Raw genomic sequence first — 17,011 nt, 5'->3', positions numbered from 1 at the left:
AGGTCAGGGCCGTAAGAACAAGCAGTACGCCGACCCGCACACTCAAGGAGCGGACACATGCCCATCGCAACCCCCGAGGTCTACAACGAGATGCTCGACCGGGCGAAGGCAGGCAAGTTCGCCTACCCGGCCATCAACGTCACCTCGACCCAGACCCTGCACGCGGCGCTGCGCGGCTTCGCGGAGGCGGAGAGCGACGGCATCGTCCAGATCTCCACGGGTGGTGCCGAGTTCCTGGGCGGCCAGTACAAGAAGGACATGGTCTCCGGCTCGGTCGCGCTCGCCGAGTTCGCGCACATCGTCGCCGAGAAGTACCCGGTGAACATCGCGCTGCACACCGACCACTGCCCGAAGGACAAGCTCGACGGGTACGTACGTCCGCTGCTCGCGATCTCCGAGGAGCGGGTGAAGAACGGCCGCAACCCGCTCTTCCAGTCGCACATGTGGGACGGCTCCGCCGAGACCCTCGCCGACAACCTGGCCATCGCGCAGGAGCTCCTGGAGCAGGCCCGCCGCGCCAACATCATCCTCGAGGTCGAGATCACCCCGACCGGCGGCGAGGAGGACGGCGTCTCCCACGAGATCAACGACTCGCTGTACACGACGGTCGACGACGCGATCCGCACGGCCGAGGCGCTCGGCCTCGGTGAGAAGGGCCGCTACCTGCTCGCCGCCTCCTTCGGCAACGTGCACGGCGTGTACAAGCCGGGCAACGTCGTGCTCCGCCCCGACCTGCTGAAGGAGCTGAGCGACGGCGTGGCCGCCAAGTTCGGCAAGCAGTCGCCGTTCGACTTCGTCTTCCACGGCGGCTCCGGCTCCACCGAGCAGGAGATCCGCACCGCGCTGGAGAACGGCGTCGTGAAGATGAACCTGGACACCGACACCCAGTACGCCTTCACCCGTCCGGTCGCCGACCACATGTTCAGGAACTACGACGGCGTCCTGAAGGTCGACGGCGAGGTCGGCTCCAAGAAGACCTACGACCCGCGCACCTGGGGCAAGCTGGCCGAGGCCGGCATGGCCGCGCGTGTCGTCGAGGCCACGCAGAACCTCCGCTCGGCGGGCAACAAGATCAAGTAAGTCGCGTCACGGTCCGGACCCGGCGGCTGTCTGCATCTGTCGACAGCGCCGGGTCCGCTGTATACCTGGACCATGCCCGACGTCCGGCTGGCCTCCCCTCAGGGCAAGTGGATCCTGCTCACCACCGTCCTCGGCTCCAGCATGGCGATGCTGGACTCGACCGTCGTCAACGTCGCCCTCCCGCGCATCGGCCGTGACCTGGACGCGAGCCTGTCCGCGCTGCAGTGGACGATCAACGCGTACATGCTGACGCTGGCCGGCCTGATCCTGCTCGGCGGCTCGCTCGGCGACCACTACGGCCGCCGGAAGGTCTTCGTGATCGGCGTCGTCTGGTTCGCGGCCGCGTCCCTGATGTGCGGCCTCGCCCCGACCGACGCGATCCTGATCGCCGCCCGCGCCCTCCAGGGCATCGGCGGCGCCCTTCTCACCCCCGGTTCCCTGGCCCTCATCCAGGCCTCCTTCCACCCCGACGACCGGGCCCGCGCGGTCGGCCTGTGGTCCGGCTTCGGCGGCATCGGCGCGGCCGTGGGGCCCTTCCTCGGCGGCTGGCTGGTGGACGGCCCGGGCTGGCGCTGGGTGTTCCTCCTCAACGTCCCGCTGGCCCTGCTCTGCGTCCCCGTCGCCCTGCGCCACGTCCCCGAGTCCGCCGACGGCCGCGCCCACGGCCGCTTCGACGTCCTCGGCGCGGTGCTGGGCGCCGCGGCCCTCGGCCTGGTCACCTACGCCCTGATCGAGGCCGGCACCGCGTCCCTGCTCGCCGTGGCGGGGGTCGCGGCGGGCGTGGCCTTCGTGTACGTCGAGAAGCGCCGCCAGGACCCGATGCTCCCGCTGGACATCTTCGGCTCCCGCCAGTTCACGGCCCTCAACATCGTCACCCTGTGCGTGTACGGCGCCTTCGGCGGCTACTTCTTCCTCACCGCGCTGCAACTCCAGGTGGTCGCGGGATACTCGGCGCTGGCGGCCGGCACGGCCCTGCTCCCGACCACCGCCCTGATGCTGCTCTTCTCCGCCCGCTCGGGCGCCCTGGCCGACCGCATCGGCCCCCGCATCCCGCTCACGGTGGGCCCGCTGCTCTGTGCCGCCGCGATGCTCCTGATGCTGCGCGTCGGCGAACACGCGGACTACCTGACCGACGTGCTCCCGGCGGTCCTGGTCCAGGGCGTCGGCATGGTCACCCTGGTGGCCCCGCTCACCGCCTCCGTCCTCGCCTCCGTGGACACGGCCCGGGCGGGTATCGCCAGCGGCATCAACAACGCGGCGGCCCGCGCCGCCAGCCTGCTCGCGGTGGCGGCGCTGCCGCTGCTCGCGGGCATGGGCCCGGAGGCCTACCGGTCGGCGACCGCCTTCGACGCGGCGTTCGACCGGGCCATGCCCATCTGCGCCGGCGTCCTGGTGGTCGGTGCGGCCCTGGCCTTCGCCCTGGTCCGCAGGCCGGCACCGGGCTGCGTACGCCCGGAGTGCCGTACCCACGGGAACGTGACGTCGCCGCCGATCGAGGCGGAGGGCCGTTAGGGCCTGTCGTTTGGATCATGCCGGCGTCGACAGGCCCTAGGGGCTGGCGGCTACTGCCGGCGGCGGAGCAGGGCGGTGCGCAGGTCGTGCTCGGTGATCTGGTCGGCGGGGCGGTGGAGTGTCCAGCGGTGGGTCTCGCCGCCGTCCATGGGCAGCACCTCGACGACGGTGTCCAGCGGTGGGCGGCCGAGTGCGTCACAGCCGAGTTGACGGATCACGACGGCGGTGTCGTCGTCCAGGCCGAGCAGGAAGCGCACGGCGTCCCTCAGTTCGCGCAGGTGAGGGCTCGGCCAGGCGCTTCCCGGGCGTGGTTCCGGGCGTGGTTCCGGGCGCGCGGGAGGTCCCTGTTGTCGTCCGGCCACCACCACGGCCGTCTGCCAGGTCGCGAGGAGCAGCAGCGTGCCGGTTTCGGCGAGGAGGGTGAGGGCAGCCTGCGGCGCGGGCTGCAGACCGCGCTCGGTGAACCCGAACACGCCCACCGTGCGGGAGGCTGTGAAGCCGCCGAGGGCGCCGAGCGCGACGCCGGCCGCGGCGGCCCTCAGCAGTGCGGGCGGCGTCCCCACCAGCAGCAGGGCGGCGAGGGCGAGGGAGGCACTGGCCTGGAGGAGGAACAGGGGGCCGATGACGTGGATGAAGCGGTACCCGTCTACGTAGAGCTGGGCGTGGATGTATCCGCCGGCGGCGAGCGTCGCGGCGGTCGCCCACCGCAGGGCGGGGACCGGGAGCCTTCGGATGTTCATGCCAGCCTCTGATCCTTGATGGCCAGTTCGCGGTCGCCTCGGCGGTAGCCGACGCTGCGGATGCCGAGTGCGTCCTTGAGCTGCCGGGCGGGGACGACCTGCGGGGTGGGGGCGGGGGCCCGGCCCGGTCTGGGCAGGGGGTAGGCGGTGGTGGTGGCGGAGTGGAAGGTGATGTTGCCCTCGGTCTTGGTGAACAGCTGGTGGACGTGCCCGTTGAGACAGGTCACGGAGGAGAAGCGGCGCAGCAGGGCGATGACCTTGAGGGCGTCGTCGGTGCTCCAGCCCCACTTCGGGTACATGGCGAACAGCGGGATGTGACTGAAGACCACGATGGGGGTGTCCGAGGACAGTCCGGCCAGGTCCCTGCGAACGAAGGCGATCTGGTCGTTGCCGAGGTGGCCGAGCTTCTCCAGGCTCAGGGTGTTGACCAGGGCGATGAAGTGCACGCCGTGGGTGTCGAAGCTGTACCAGCCGTCGCCGAGCGTGCCCGCGCCGAAGGCCCGCCGGTAGGCGCGGCCCGCGTCGCCGATGGAGTCGTGCTCGCCGGGCACGGTGAAGACCCGGTCCGTCTTCAGTCCCGACAACATCTGCTTGACCTGGTCGAACTGCCCGGCCGTGGACAGGTGGGTCAGGTCGCCGCTGTGCATGACGAAGTCGGGCCTGAATCCGAGCGAGTTGACCTGGTGGACCGCCTCGGTGAACGAGCCGGCCACGTCCGTGTTCGCCGGGCCCTGGAAGCCGATGTGGCTGTCGGAGACCTGCACGAACCGCAGCGTGCCGCTGCCCGCCGCGGCGGCAGCGGGGGCGGCCGCGGCGGCACCGGTGGCGGCCTCGGCGGTGCCGCCCCGGGAGTCGGCGATGTGGCTGATCACCTCTCCGCCGGCCACGGTCAGCACCACCGCGCCGCCGAACCACCCCGCGTGCCGCATGAGTTGGCGACGCGTCATGCCGTGTTCCCGGTCGGGCCGGCCGGCCTCGCCGTCCGCCGCCGCGTCGTGACTGTCGTAGGAGCTGTCGTAGTCGGTCATCGGGTCACCTCGACGGTGGCGGTCATGAACGGATGGATGGTGCAGAGGTAGGCGTAGGTGCCGGGCTTGGTGAACGTGTGGCTGTAGGTGGCGTGGGTGGCCAGGGCGGCGGAACGCAACGGACCGCCCGATCCGGTGCTGGTGACGGTGTGGGCTTCGGTGTCCTGGTTGGTCCAGGTCACCGTCGTGCCCACCGGCACCTTCAGCGCGGCCGGCGCGAAGGCGAAGTTCTTGATCGCGACGGCGGTCCCGCTCACCGGCGTGCCCGTGCCCGGGTGACTCGCGGGCATGTTCATGGCGGGCATCGACGAGGAGTGCGGCGGCGGTCCGCATGAGCTGAGGAGCCCCACCGTGCCGGCGGTGGCGAGGGCGGCGAGGGCCAGCCCGGCCGCGGCGCGGGGGCGGCGGCCTGGTGCGTGGAGGTTCGGGTGGTGTGTCTCGGTCACGTCTGATCCGTCCTTTGCCGTGTGCGTGGGGGAGATGACGAACCGCGCGTAAGTCGGTTCTTGTCCGGCTCCACGGACGGGAAGGGTCATACGGTTCGGCCTATATCCGCATTTGTTGGATTTCTTCACCGCACCGTGCGCTACAGGACAAAGAAGTGCATATGCGCGATGATCGACTTATGCCGCGGAGTTTCCGAAAGCGTGATCCAAAGGTCGATCCGGATCGCTCCGCGCGCCGTGTCTCTGGTAGAGGAACGCTTTCGACCGCGGATGAGGAGCTGCTGCGCACTCTGTACGCCGAGCACGCGGGGCCCCTGTTCCACTACGTGCTGCGACTGACATCGGGAGACCGGCAATGGGCGGAGGATGTGGTGCAGGAGACGCTGCTGCGGGCGTGGCAGCACCCCGCCGCGTTCGAGCCCGCACGCGGCCCGGCCCGGGCATGGCTGTGCACGGTGGCCCGGCATCTGGTCATCGACGCCCACCGGGCCCGGCAGGCCAGGCCGACCGAGGCCGGCGGCGAGGCGCTGGAGCGGGCCGCCCAGCAGACACCGGGCGAGGACGAGATCGAGCAGGCACTGCAGAGCTGGGCGGTTGCCGACGCCCTGCGGGCGCTGTCCCCCGATCACCGTGCGGTGCTGCTGGAGACCTACTACCGGGGGCTGACCATGGCGGAGGCCGCACAGGTGCTGGGCATTCCGCTGGGCACGGTGAAGTCGCGGACGTACTACGCCTTGCACGCGCTGCGGCTGGCGCTCCAGGAGCGGGGGATCGAACCGTGACCGTGGTGTGCGGGAGGTGGCGACCTTGAGTGCGGAGCACGACGACCTCCGGCTGGCGCTGGGCGGATACGTCCTGGGCACGCTGCCTGCGGCGGAGACGGAGCGGATGCGCGTCCACCTCGCGGAATGCGACGAGTGCCGGGCCGAACACATCCGGCTGGCCGGGCTGCCCGCGCTGCTGGCGACGGTGACCGCGGCCGAGGCCGAGGCCGCGGGCCGGGCGATGCCGGCGGCCGACGCCGACCTGGCCGACCGGCTGGTGGCCCAGGCGGCCGAGAGCGCGCAGGTCCCCTCGCCGGAGCCGCCTCGGGTGTCGACACCCCAGGTGGGTGTACTGGAGAGCCTGCTGCAGCGGGCCGCGGCCCGGCGGCGCAGGAGCCGGCGTCTGCAACTGGCCGGGGCCGCCGCCTCCCTGACGTTCGTCGCGGCTGCGGTCGGCGGCACGTGGCTGGCGGCCGTCGGATCCGTGACCAGCGAGGCGACGCCGCCCGGGGCGACCGCGCCGACCGCCTCGCGTACGTTCTCCGGAAGCGATCCGGCCACCGGCGTCTCCGCCTCGGTGAAGGTCTACCCCTCCGCCTGGGGCAGTGTCCTCCAGGTCCACGCCAAGGGGGCGCCGGCCGGAATCACCTGCCGGCTGCAGGCCGTCGGGCCCGGCGGCGCCAGGTCGGACGGCGCCACCTGGCGGGCCGGCGAATACCCTCCCGGCACCACGGTCCCAGGGGCGGTCGCCATGTCCCCGGGGGACATCGAGCACTTCGAGATCCTCGCGGGCGACGGCCAGAAGCTGGTCACCATTCGGGCGTGAGGCCAACCGTCCCGGCCCTCAACCGACTTGGCGCGTGGAAATACCGACAAAAGGTGTGAATGGCTTGAACCGTTGGGTGTGCGTCGTCCGTGGAACTGAATGAGCGCGCCCATGCAGGACCGGTACACCGACCGCCCCGACGTCCGCACCTCCACGGAAGAGCCAGAAGACCATGTTCGTGACCGATTCGCCCCACCCGGGTTCACTGCCCGGCCAGCCCTGCCACTACCAGGCGCTGCTCACCCTGCCCGCGCAGGAGGCACACGTCTCCGCCGCCCGTCACTTCGCGGCGGATCTGCTGGAGACCTGGAGCGTGCCGGCGAGCGAGCGGGACTCCGCCGTTCTCATCGTCGACGAACTCGCCGCCAACGCCGCCCAGTACGGCCGCGAGCGCATGACCCTGTCGCTCGTCCTCGACCACGGCACCCTGCACATCGTGGTCACCGACTCCGGCATGACGGTGCAGCGCCGCCCCCGCGACACGGCTCCCGACGAACACGGCCGCGGCACCGGCATCGTCCAGTACCTCGCCCAGTCGACCGAGGTCCACCAGACAACCAGCGGCCGCGAGGTCCGCGCCTGCCTGAGGTGCTCGGCATGACCGGCCCGCACGAGCCACGACACCGGGACACCGGCCGCCCCCGCGAGTGGCCCTTGGCGACCCACAAGCCGTGCCCCGTCGACGACTGCCCGGGCCCCGCCCACGACACGTCACCGTGCCGCCGCTGCGGCCCCGGCCCCGGCGTACCGGCTCCGCCGCCGGAGGCCGGGCACCGTCCCGGGCCGCAGGCCGGCGTGGGCTGATCGCGCAGTTCCCCGCGCCCCTGACGGGGCGCTGTGGTCGCGCCGGATACATAGCTGCGGGCAGTCGTGTTGCAGGCCGGCGGGGGCTGATCGCGTAGTTCCCCGCGCCCCTGACGGGGCGCTGTGGTCGCGCCGGATACATAGCTGCGGGTAGTCGTGTTGCAGGCCGGCGGGGGCTGATCGCGTAGTTCCCCGCGCTCCTTACGGGGCGCTGTGGTCGCGCCGGATACATAGCTGCGGGCAGGCGTGCCGCAGGGCGGCACGGGTGGGCGCAGCGGCACCCTGCCGGCGCCGGTGAGTGAAACCCCCCGCCCCCGGCCCCTACCCCTTCAGCTCCTCGTACGCCTCCACGCTGCTGTCCCGCAGGAACTGCCAGCACCGCTCGTACTCGTCCTTCTCACCGATCTCCCCGGCGGCCCTGCCCAGCGCAGCGAGACAACGCAGGAAGCCCTGGTTCGCCCGGTGCTCCCACGGCACCGGCCCGTGCCCCTTCCAGCCGGCCCGGCGCAGCGCGTCAAGCCCCCGGTGGTAGCCGGTGCGCGCATACGCGTACGACTCGACGACCGCGCCGCGCCCGAACGCCTCGTCGGCGAGCAACGCCCAGGCCAGGGAGAAGGTCGGGAACTTCGCCGCGACCTCGACGGGAGCCAGCGACTCCTCGTCCAGCAGGCGGTACGCCTCTTCGTTCGCCGGCAGATACGTCGGCTCCGGACCACCGAGCAGGTTCTTGTGCGTCGTCATGGCGCCAGTCTGCCACCGTCGGCAACCGCACCCCGCGCCCCGCCGTCTTCCTGAGCGCAGAGCGCCGACCCGTACGCGACGGCAGGGGGGACCACACGTGCGTGATCCGATGCCCGGCGGCCGGCCGCCGGAGGCCCAGGTCCTGGCCCGGTTCCTCACCGCCGACCCGGAGCAGTGGCCGCGGCTCGCCCCGCGGGTGACGGAGGCGGTCGGGATGGCGACGCTGGAGCGGATCGTGCACGCCACGGCCGCCCGGACCGGCGGGTTCGGCACGGTGACGGACGGTCCGGACGGGCTGATCGTCTCCGGCAGCACGGGCCGGGTGCGGGCCTGGGCCCAGGTGGCCCCCGACGGCGAACTCACCGGACTGCGCATCGAGGGCGCCCCCTACACGCCGCCCAGGCACCGGCTGCCCGTCCACCTCGCCTGGACGGTCTGCCTCGTCCTGGTCGCCGCCTGGAACGTGCTGATCCTCTGGACGGCCGCCGACCGCACCGCATGGGCCGCCGACCTGGCGACCCTCGCCGCGTTCTACGTGGTCGTCGAGGGCTGCGGCGCACCGGCGATGCAGCCCTGGCCGCTCAGACGCGCGGTCGAGGCGGGCGCCGTCGCCGCGCTCGCCTCGGCGTGGCGGCTGCCGGGACTGCCGGCCGGAGACGGCCTGACCGGCCTCGCCGTCGGGCTGGTCCTCCTCACGGGGGCCTGCTGGCTGGTCACCGCCGCCCGGCTGCACCGCCGGCGGGCCGCCCTGTCCCGGCCGCTGCGGTTCCCGCTGGAGGGCGCCTGGTACGTCGTACAGGGCGGCGGCCCGGCGGTGAACCACCACGCCCGGGTGCCCGAGCAGCGCGCCGCCCTCGACCTGGTCGCGCTCGGCCGGTACGGCACCCGCACCCGGCCCGGCCGCGACCTGACCGCGTACGCGGCCTACGGGCGCCCGGTCCTTTCCCCCTGCGACGGCAGGGTGGTCTCCGCGGCCGACGGCGTCGCCGACCAGCGGCCGGGGGAGATCCGCTACCAGCCGCCGTACGGCAACCACGTCTTCCTCGACACCGGCCGGGAGATCGTGAAACTCGCCCATCTGCGCCCCGGCTCGGTGACCGTGGCCGAGGGGGACACGGTCCGGGCGGGCCAGGTGCTCGGCGAGGTCGGCAACAGCGGCAACAGCACCGAGCCCCATCTGCACCTGCACGCGGAACGCGACGGGATCGGCCTCGACCTGGAGTTCGAGGGAGTGTCCGGGCGGCTGTACCGGGGGCGGACGGTCCGCGGCAGGGCCTAGGCGGTGGCCTGGGCGTGGCCCGGGCGGGACCACCGGACGGGGGTCTCCGGCAGGCGGGCCTTGCCGGATCCGGGTTACGTTGCGGAAGATGCCGGTGGGGACCGGGGCCCCCGTGTCGGCATCGGCAGGGGCGGACCGCTACCCGGAGTACAACAGGAGACAGCGATGTCCCAAGAGGCTCTCGAAACGAACGAGCCCGAGACCCCGCATCTCGACTTCGCCGGCACGACCCCCTACGAGGACTACGTCAAGGCGGACGTGCTCACCCATCTCCAGCACACCCTCTCCGACGATCCCGGAGAGATGGTCTTCCTGGTCACCACCCAGGTGATGGAGCTGTGGTTCACCGTCATCGTCCACGAGTGGGAGACGGCCGCGGCGGCGCTGCGCGGCGACGACATCCCCACCGCGGTCGCCGCGCTGAAGCGTTCCACCCGCGAACTGGAGGCGCTGAACGCCTCCTGGAAGCCGCTCGGCCAGCTCACCCCCGCGCAGTTCAACTCCTACCGCTCCGCCCTCGGCGAGGGCTCCGGCTTCCAGTCGGCGATGTACCGGCGGATGGAGTTCCTGCTCGGCGAGAAGTCCGCGTCCATGCTCGTCCCGCACCGCGGCGCGCCCCGCGTCCACGCGGAACTGGAGAAGGCGCTGCACGAGCCGAGTCTGTACGACGAGGTGGTGCGGGTGCTGGGGCGGCGGGGGTATCCGATCCCGGACGCGGTGCTGGTGGAACGTGACATATCACTGCCATATACACCTTCCGACGCCGTCGAGGCCGCCTGGACCGCCGTCTACTCCGGAGCCGAGGACGCCGACCTCGCCCGGCTCGGCGAGGCGCTGACCGACGTCGCCGAGCTCGTCTGGCGCTGGCGCAACGACCACCTGGTCGCCACCCGCCGGGCCATGGGCGCCAAGCCCGGCACCGGCGGCTCGGCCGGGGTCGCCTGGCTGGAGAAGCGGGCCCGCAAGAACGTGTTCCCGGAGCTGTGGACGGCGAGGTCCCATGTCTGAGCTGGCACTGAGGGCGGAGAAGGCGGACGCGTCGGACGAACTGGCCGGCGTGCGCGACCGCTTCGTCCTCGACGAGGTCGTCTACCTCGACGGCAATTCCCTGGGCGCCCTGCCCGCGCACGTCCCCGGCCGGGTCGAGGACGTGGTCCGGCGGCAGTGGGGCGAGCTGCGGATCCGGTCCTGGGACGAGAGCGGCTGGTGGACGGCGCCGGAGCGGATCGGCGACCGGATCGCCCCGCTGGTCGGCGCGGCGGACGGGCAGATCGTGGTCGGCGACTCGACAAGTGTCAACGTCTTCAAGGCACTTGTCGGCGCTGTACGGCTGGCCGGGGCGGGCCGCGACGAGATCCTGGTCGACGCGACGACGTTCCCCACGGACGGCTACATCGCCGAGTCGGCGGCCCGGCTGACGGGCTGCACGCTGCGCCCGCTCACCCCCGCCGAGGTCCCGGCGGCACTCGGCGACCGTACCGCCGCCGTACTGCTCAACCACGTCGACTACCGCACCGGCCGCCTCCACGACCTGCCGTCCCTCACCGCCGCCGTCCGCGCGGCCGGTGCCGTGGCCGTCTGGGACCTGTGCCACAGCGCGGGTGCCCTGCCGGTGGGCCTCGACGAGCACGGGGTCGACCTGGCGGTCGGCTGCACCTACAAGTACCTGAACGGCGGCCCGGGTTCACCGGCGTACCTGTACGTACGACGGGAGTTGCAGGACCGCTTCGACTCCCCGCTGCCCGGCTGGAACTCGCACGCCGAGCCCTTCGGGATGCGGTCGGCGTACGAACCGGCCGCAGGTGCGGTACGCGGCCGCGTCGGCACCCCGGACATCCTCTCCATGCTCGCTCTGGAGGCCGCTCTGGAGGTGTGGGACGGGGTGCCGGTGTCGGCCGTACGCGCCAAGTCGCTGGCCCTGACGGACTTCTTCCTGGAGTGCGTCGAGGCGTATCTGCCGGCGGGCCGCGTGGAGTGCCTGACCCCGGTGGCCCACGAGGAGCGCGGCAGCCAGGTCGCGCTGCGCTGTGCCGACGCCGGGGACGTGATGAAGCGGCTGATCGAGCGGGGTGTGGTCGGGGATTTCCGGCACCCGGACGTGCTCCGCTTCGGCTTCACCCCGCTGTACGTCGGTTTCGCGGACGTGGAGCGGGCGGCGCGGGTGCTGGGGGAGGTGGCGGGAGGGGCCTCCGCCTGGTGACATGACGACATAGCGATCCCCGGGCAGGGACCGGGACGGTACAGAACCGAGCAATCCTCACCGTGCGTGACATCCGCGTGTCCCCGCACGTCATCGGGCTGATACCGTCCCGGCCAGCGGCCGAATTCCCCACCTGGTCCGCCAAACTCATTACGCCGCTGAGAGGTTGGAGCATGCCGGACGACGACGCAGCAGCCCGGGCCGCGGCCGAGGAGGAGTCGGCCTTCTCGCACCCGCACGTCGCGCCCGACATCACGGCCGCGTACGGTGACCATCCCGACCAGGTGATCGACTTCTACGCCCCGCGTGCCGACGATCCTCTGGTCCCGCTGGTGGTGGTCCTGCACGGGGGCGCGTGGCGGGCGCCGTACGACCGCGGCCACATCACCCCGTTCGCCGACTACCTGGCCCGGCGCGGGTTCGCGGTGGCCAACGTCGAGTACCGGCGCGGTGCCGCGCTCCCCGCGCAGGGCGGTACGGCCCCGGTGGCGGGCCGCTGGCCGGACACCTTCGACGACGTGGCGGCCGCGCTGGACGCCCTGCCGGCCCTGGTCCGCGAGGCGGTGCCGCGGGCGGACCTGCGCCGCACGGTCCTCACCGGCCACTCGGCGGGCGGTCACCTGGCGCTGTGGGCGGCGGCACGGCACGTCCTCCCGGCGGACGCCGGGTGGCGCACCTCCGGTCCGGCGCCGCTGCGGGGTGTCGTGGCCCTGGCCCCGATCGCGGACTTCGCGATGGCCGAGAAGCTGGACGTCTGCGGCAACGCGGCGCTTCAACTCCTGGGCGGGGAGGAGAAGTTCACCGACCGCCAGCGCTACGCCGACCCGGCGCTGCTGCTCCCGACCGGCATCGCGACCACCCTGGTCCAGGGCCGTACGGACGTGGTCGTCCCGCAGGCGGTCGCCGAGTCCTACGCGGAGGCGGCGGCGAAGGCGGGCGAGGTGGTGGGCCTGACGCTCCTGGAGGACGTCGGCCACTTCCCCCTCATCGACCCGGCCGCGGACGCCTGCGCGGTGGTGGCGGAGGAGATCGCCCAACTGGCCTGGTGACAGCCCACCCCCGAGCCTCCCCCGCATACCCGTAGTACCTGAGAGCTACCTCCCAGGTTCGCTCCCGGGCGGGACGCGAACGACACGGCCCGCTCCGTAATTTCCCGATCAGACAAGCCCGACGGCCGGGCGGACTGAGCGGGGGGACCGACCATGACGGCGGCGACGGGGGAGCGGCAGAAGCAGGACCGGGCGTACTGGCGAGGGAGGCTGCGCCGCACCCTTCTCGCCACTCTCCTCACCGTCGCCGTGGTCCTCCCCCTCTCCGCGGCCACCCGGCCCCAGATCCCCGCCCCACCCCCGGCCACCCTCACCACCCCCCTCACCCCGGCCACCCTCACCACCGCCTACCAGGCCAACCGCGACAACGCCGCCGAAGCCGCCCGCATGGCCGCCGCCGACGGAGACGTCTCCCGCGCCGCCGCCGACCGCGCCCTCGCGTCCCCCTCCCGTCACCTCCTCCGCTTCGACGCCCGAGGCACCGGCCAGGCCACCGAGGTCTTCGGCGACCTGGCGCACGCGACCCGCGTCGCCGTCCTCGTCCCCGGCTCGGACACCACCCTCGACACCTACGCCCGCTTCCACACCATGGCGGCGTCCCTGTACCGACGCCTCACCCAGGAGCGCCCCCGGACCAGAACCGCCGTCATCGCCTGGCTCGGCTACCGGACCCCCGCCACGATCAGCACCACGGTCCTCACCCCGGGCCGAGCCGACCAGGCGGCCCCGCACCTGCGCGAGTTCATCCGCGAGCTCCGCACCCTCACCGCCCCCGGGCCGGCGGCCTTCGCCCTCCTCTGCCACTCCTACGGCACGGCGGTCTGCGCCCGTGCCGCCCCCACCCTCACCGGCCTCGGCGTCACCGACATCGCCCTGGTCGGCAGCCCCGGTACCGGCGCCGACTCGGCCGCGGACCTGCACACCTCCGCCCGGATCTGGGCGGCCAGAGGAGCCGGCGACTGGATAGCCGAGGTCCCGCACCTCCATGTCGATCTCTTCGGCACGACCGTCGGCTTCGGCACCGACCCCGTGTCCCCGTCCTTCGGCGCCCGCGTCTTCGCGGCGGGCCCCGGCGGCCACAGCGACTACTTCACCCCGGGCTCGGCCTCCCTGGCCAACCTCGCCCGGATCGTCCTCGGCGAGACAACGGAGGTCACCCGTGCGTAAGCCGCCGATGCCCCGGCTCCCGAACCGCATACGACACCTCGCCCACCGCATCGACACCGCCACCCCACCCGACCGCGACCGCGCCGTGGACGCCCTCCGCGCGGTCGCCGTCCTCGGCGTGGTCCTGGGCCACTGGCTGGTCACGGCACTGGTGGCGGACGGCGGCGAACTGCACACCGGCAGCCCCCTCCAGCACCTGCCGTGGCTGGCCCCGATCTCCTGGCTCTTCCAGACCCTCGCCGTGTTCTTCCTGGTCGGCGGCCACGTCGCCACGCGCAGCTACGCCACCGCCCAGGCCAAGGGCACCCCCTACCACCGCTGGCTGACGGCCCGCCTGTCCCGGCTCTTCACACCGGTGGCCGCGCTCCTCGCCCTCTGGACGATCGCGACCACCGCCCTCCTCCTGTCCGGCACCGACGTCACCACCGTCCACACCCTGGCCAAACTCGCCCTGTCCCCGCTCTGGTTCCTCGTCGTCTTCGCGGCCCTGACGGCGGCGACTCCCCTCGTCACCCGGCTCAACCCCCTGTGGCCGCTGGCCGTCGTCCTCCACGTGGACCTGCTCCGCTTCGGCTTCGGCGCCCCGCCCGGCGTCGGCTGGGTGAACCTGGCGGCGGGCTGGCTGGTGCCGTACTCCCTGGGCGCCGCCTGGACCCGCGGCGAACTGGACCGCCCGCGTGCAGGCTGGGTGCTGCTCGTCGGCGGTACGGCGGCGACGGCCGGTCTCGTCGCCTGGGCGGGCTACCCGGCGTCGATGGTCGGCGTCCCCGGCGCGTCCGTCTCCAACCTGGACCCGCCCACCCTGGCCGCCGTCACCTTCGGCCTGGCGCAGTGCGGCCTCGCCCTGCTCCTGCGCGAGCGGCTGCGCCGTGCGATGCGCCGCCCGCTCGCCTGGGCGGCGGTGGCCTTCGTGAACCTCTCCGCGATGACGATCTTCCTCTGGCACCAGACGGCCCTGATGGCGACCACGGCCACCGGCCTCCTGCTCGGCCGCCTTCCCGGCCTCCACACACCCCCCGACGACCTCACCTGGGTCGCGGCCCGCCTGCTCTGGCTGCCGGTCTTCGCCCTGACGCTCGGTATCTGCTGGGCGGCGTTCCACACCTACGAGCGCGGCCGCCCCCGGACCCGCTCGCGCGTCGTCCGGACCCGCTCCTCGTCCGATCGGGCGACCCCGGCGGAAGCCCGCCATGTCTAGGCTGACCGCTGTGACGGAGACGGGGGCCCGGCGGCCGGAGTGGATCGGGATCGGCCGCGTGCTGCGCTGGCTGCGGACACTCCGCGACGACCTGTGCACCGCCCGCCTCGACCCGCTGCCCCCCTCCGTATGGCTGCGCTGGCTGCCGCACGGCGTGCTGTGCCTGGCGGCGTTCGGCATCACGGTCGGCGGCATCGCACAGCTCTCGGACAACGGGCACCTGGGTCCCGGTCTCGCCTCTCTGCTCGGATTCGCGCCGGGCGGCGCAGTGGTCCTCGCGATGTGGCGGCCCGTCCCGGCATGGTGGTTGTCGACGGCGGCCACGCTGGTCGGTGCCGTCATGCTGCACGGCCGGCTGGGCATGACGGCGCAGGTCCCCTTCACCTGGCCCTGGACCGTGGCCGGGATGATCGCGCACCTGCTGGTCCTGCTCCTGCTCACGCTGCGGGTCCGCGCCCGGGTGGCCGTCGAGGCCCTGGCCGTGACCGTGGTGGTCACCTGGCTCCTCGACGGTGTCTGGGGTGCGCCGCCGCACCAGTCCACCTCGGTGGTGACCGTCGTCCTGTCTGCGATCGTCGTGGCGCTCGGCACGGCGCTGCGGGGCCGCCGCGAGGCACGCGCGGAACTCGGCCGCCAGGCCTCGCTCACCGAGGAGGAGCGGGCCCGGCGCACCCTGCTGGAGGAGCGCAGCCGGATCGCGCGCGAGCTGCACGACGTGGTCGCCCACCACATGTCGGTCATCTCCATCCAGGCCCAGGTCGCTCCACACCTTGTGGAAAACCCTTCGGACGAGCTCCGGGAGAACCTCGACGGCATCCGGCAGAACGCGCTGGAGGCACTGACGGAACTGCGCAGAGTGCTGGGCGTCCTGCGCTCGGAGAGCCCCGACGAGGACGCGCCCGACGGCTCCGGGACCGGCCTGCACAGCCCGCAGCCCACCCTGGACCGGCTGGACACGCTGGTCGAGAACACCAGGGCGGCCGGTCTGGCCGTCACCGCCCGGATCAACGGCGAGCGGCGTCCGATGCAGTCGGGCGTGGAGCTGTCGGCGTACCGGATCGTGCAGGAGGCGCTGAGCAATGTGCTGCGGCACGCGCCGGGGGCGACCGCCCATGTCGAGATCGAGTACATCCCCTACGGACTCCTGGTGTCCGTGGCGAACTCCCGGCCGACCCGGCCCGCGCCGCCGTCGCCGGGCGCCGGGCACGGACTGCTCGGCATGCGGGAGCGGGCCGCGATGCTCGGCGGTTCGCTGACGGCGGGCCCCGGGCCGGGCGGCGGCTACCGGGTCTTCGCGGAGCTCCCGGCCGCCGCTCCCGGCGCCCGACCGGTGCCCGGCCCCACCCCGGAACCCACCAGCGGCACGACCCGTGCCCCCGAACCGAAGGACGACCGCGCATGACGAGCAGCAGTGGCAACCCCATCCGGGTGGTCATCGCCGACGACCAGCAGATGGTCCGGCAGGGCTTCACCGTGCTGCTGAACGCCCAGCCCGGCATCGAGGTGGTCGGCCAGGCGGTGGACGGCCTGGACGCGGTGGCCAAGGTCGCCGAGCTCACCCCGGACGTCGTTCTCATGGACATCCGGATGCCCGAGCTCGGCGGCATCGAGGCCACCCGCCGGATCACCCGTGAACTCCCGCACATCAGGGTGCTGGTGCTCACCACCTTCGACCTGGACGAGTACGTGTACGAGGCGTTGCGGGCGGGCGCGTCCGGGTTCCTGCTCAAGGACGCGTCCGCGGACAAACTGGCGGAGGCGGTGCGGGTGGTGGCGGCCGGCGACGCACTGCTCGCGCCCGGCGTCACCCGGCGGCTGATCGCCCAGTTCTCCCAGCTGGACGGGGGCGGGGTACGGGCCCCGCTGAAGACGCGCGTCGGTGATCTGACCGAGCGGGAGACGGAGGTCCTCGCGCTGATCGCGCAGGGCCTGTCGAACGCGGAGATCGCCGAGCGGCTGGTGGTCGCCGAGCAGACCGTGAAGACGCATGTGGGCCGCATCCTGGTGAAGCTGGGCCTCAGGGACCGCACCCAGGCCGCGGTGTTCGCCTACGAGTCCGGGCTGGTACGGCCCTCCGGTTACTGACCGGCACCGGCTTCCCGCTGCTCCGCGTAGGACCTGAGTAGTACCTGAGAAGGATGCCCGAGGACCCACCTCACTGGTGACGACGGCTACCC

General features: G+C 72.8%; 17 protein-coding genes. 13 read left to right on the top strand and 4 right to left on the bottom strand.

What is annotated here, in order from left to right; genetic code table 11:
- The first annotated feature begins 57 nt into the window (after positions 1-57).
- Together fbaA and ACWGKQ_RS00765 are read left to right on the top strand one after the other, a co-directional pair.
- A complete protein-coding gene (gene fbaA, locus ACWGKQ_RS00770) occupies positions 58-1,080 on the top strand; it encodes a class II fructose-bisphosphate aldolase (protein ID WP_403064851.1) in 1,023 nt (340 codons plus the stop codon).
- Positions 1,081-1,152: 72 nt separating this feature from the next.
- A complete protein-coding gene (locus ACWGKQ_RS00765) occupies positions 1,153-2,592 on the top strand; it encodes an MFS transporter (RefSeq protein WP_453289685.1) in 1,440 nt (479 codons plus the stop codon).
- Between the two features lie 50 nt (positions 2,593-2,642).
- Here ACWGKQ_RS00765 and ACWGKQ_RS00760 read toward each other — a convergent pair whose 3' ends face one another.
- Genes ACWGKQ_RS00760 through ACWGKQ_RS00750 form a run of 3 tightly spaced genes read right to left on the bottom strand, consistent with a single transcriptional unit; the run spans position 2,643 to position 4,806 of the window.
- Positions 2,643-3,332 (bottom strand): hypothetical protein, encoded by a 690-nt coding sequence (locus tag ACWGKQ_RS00760; RefSeq protein WP_453289684.1) that lies wholly within the window; start codon positions 3,330-3,332, stop codon positions 2,643-2,645.
- Positions 3,329-4,360, bottom strand: a complete 1,032-nt coding sequence (locus ACWGKQ_RS00755; protein ID WP_453289683.1) for a metallophosphoesterase family protein — start codon at positions 4,358-4,360, stop codon at positions 3,329-3,331. Before ACWGKQ_RS00755 ends, ACWGKQ_RS00760 begins: the two co-directional genes overlap by 4 nt.
- Positions 4,357-4,806, bottom strand: coding sequence for a cupredoxin domain-containing protein (locus ACWGKQ_RS00750; RefSeq protein ID WP_453289682.1), 450 nt, complete (start codon positions 4,804-4,806; stop codon positions 4,357-4,359). Before ACWGKQ_RS00750 ends, ACWGKQ_RS00755 begins: the two co-directional genes overlap by 4 nt.
- 179 nt (positions 4,807-4,985) lie before the next feature.
- Here ACWGKQ_RS00750 and ACWGKQ_RS00745 point away from each other — a divergent pair, with 179 nt between their 5' ends.
- From ACWGKQ_RS00745 to ACWGKQ_RS00735, 3 genes are all read left to right on the top strand, one after another.
- Positions 4,986-5,588 carry a sigma-70 family RNA polymerase sigma factor gene (locus ACWGKQ_RS00745; RefSeq protein WP_453289681.1) on the top strand — a complete coding sequence of 201 codons (603 nt, stop codon included), beginning with the start codon at positions 4,986-4,988 and terminating at the stop codon, positions 5,586-5,588.
- A gap of 25 nt (positions 5,589-5,613) precedes the next feature.
- Positions 5,614-6,396, top strand: a complete 783-nt coding sequence (locus tag ACWGKQ_RS00740; RefSeq protein WP_453289680.1) for a zf-HC2 domain-containing protein — start codon at positions 5,614-5,616, stop codon at positions 6,394-6,396.
- 178 nt (positions 6,397-6,574) lie between these two features.
- Complete coding sequence (locus ACWGKQ_RS00735; protein WP_453289679.1) at positions 6,575-6,997, top strand: ATP-binding protein; 423 nt, start codon at positions 6,575-6,577, stop codon at positions 6,995-6,997.
- Between the two features lie 524 nt (positions 6,998-7,521).
- Here ACWGKQ_RS00735 and ACWGKQ_RS00730 read toward each other — a convergent pair.
- Complete coding sequence (locus ACWGKQ_RS00730) at positions 7,522-7,941, bottom strand: DUF3151 domain-containing protein (protein ID WP_453289678.1); 420 nt, start codon at positions 7,939-7,941, stop codon at positions 7,522-7,524.
- Between the two features lie 97 nt (positions 7,942-8,038).
- On the opposite strand from ACWGKQ_RS00730, the gene ACWGKQ_RS00725 reads away from it, so the two are divergent.
- From ACWGKQ_RS00725 to ACWGKQ_RS00690, 8 genes are all read left to right on the top strand, one after another.
- Complete coding sequence (locus ACWGKQ_RS00725) at positions 8,039-9,220, top strand: M23 family metallopeptidase (RefSeq protein WP_453289677.1); 1,182 nt, start codon at positions 8,039-8,041, stop codon at positions 9,218-9,220.
- Positions 9,221-9,385: 165 nt separating this feature from the next.
- Entirely contained in the window at positions 9,386-10,228 is an 843-nt protein-coding gene (locus ACWGKQ_RS00720; RefSeq protein WP_453289676.1) for a tryptophan 2,3-dioxygenase family protein, read from the top strand.
- Complete coding sequence (gene kynU, locus ACWGKQ_RS00715) at positions 10,221-11,420, top strand: kynureninase (RefSeq protein WP_453289675.1); 1,200 nt, start codon at positions 10,221-10,223, stop codon at positions 11,418-11,420. The genes ACWGKQ_RS00720 and kynU overlap by 8 nt, the downstream gene beginning before the upstream one ends.
- A gap of 173 nt (positions 11,421-11,593) precedes the next feature.
- Positions 11,594-12,469, top strand: a complete 876-nt coding sequence (locus ACWGKQ_RS00710) for an alpha/beta hydrolase (RefSeq protein ID WP_453289674.1) — start codon at positions 11,594-11,596, stop codon at positions 12,467-12,469.
- Positions 12,470-12,622: 153 nt separating this feature from the next.
- Entirely contained in the window at positions 12,623-13,636 is a 1,014-nt protein-coding gene (locus tag ACWGKQ_RS00705; RefSeq protein ID WP_453289673.1) for an alpha/beta hydrolase, read from the top strand.
- Positions 13,637-13,643: 7 nt separating this feature from the next.
- Positions 13,644-14,834, top strand: coding sequence for an acyltransferase family protein (locus ACWGKQ_RS00700; RefSeq protein ID WP_453290000.1), 1,191 nt, complete (start codon positions 13,644-13,646; stop codon positions 14,832-14,834).
- Entirely contained in the window at positions 14,827-16,236 is a 1,410-nt protein-coding gene (locus ACWGKQ_RS00695) for a sensor histidine kinase (RefSeq protein ID WP_453289672.1), read from the top strand. Before ACWGKQ_RS00700 ends, ACWGKQ_RS00695 begins: the two co-directional genes overlap by 8 nt.
- The gene (locus ACWGKQ_RS00690) at positions 16,233-16,919 is read left to right on the top strand and encodes a response regulator (protein WP_453289671.1); all 687 of its coding nucleotides are present in this window, start codon (positions 16,233-16,235) and stop codon (positions 16,917-16,919) included. Before ACWGKQ_RS00695 ends, ACWGKQ_RS00690 begins: the two co-directional genes overlap by 4 nt.
- Positions 16,920-17,011: the final 92 nt, after the last annotated feature.

It is taken from the genome of Streptomyces sp. NPDC054770, assembly GCF_053611985.1.
This window is presented reverse-complemented; position numbering and strand designations above follow the sequence as displayed.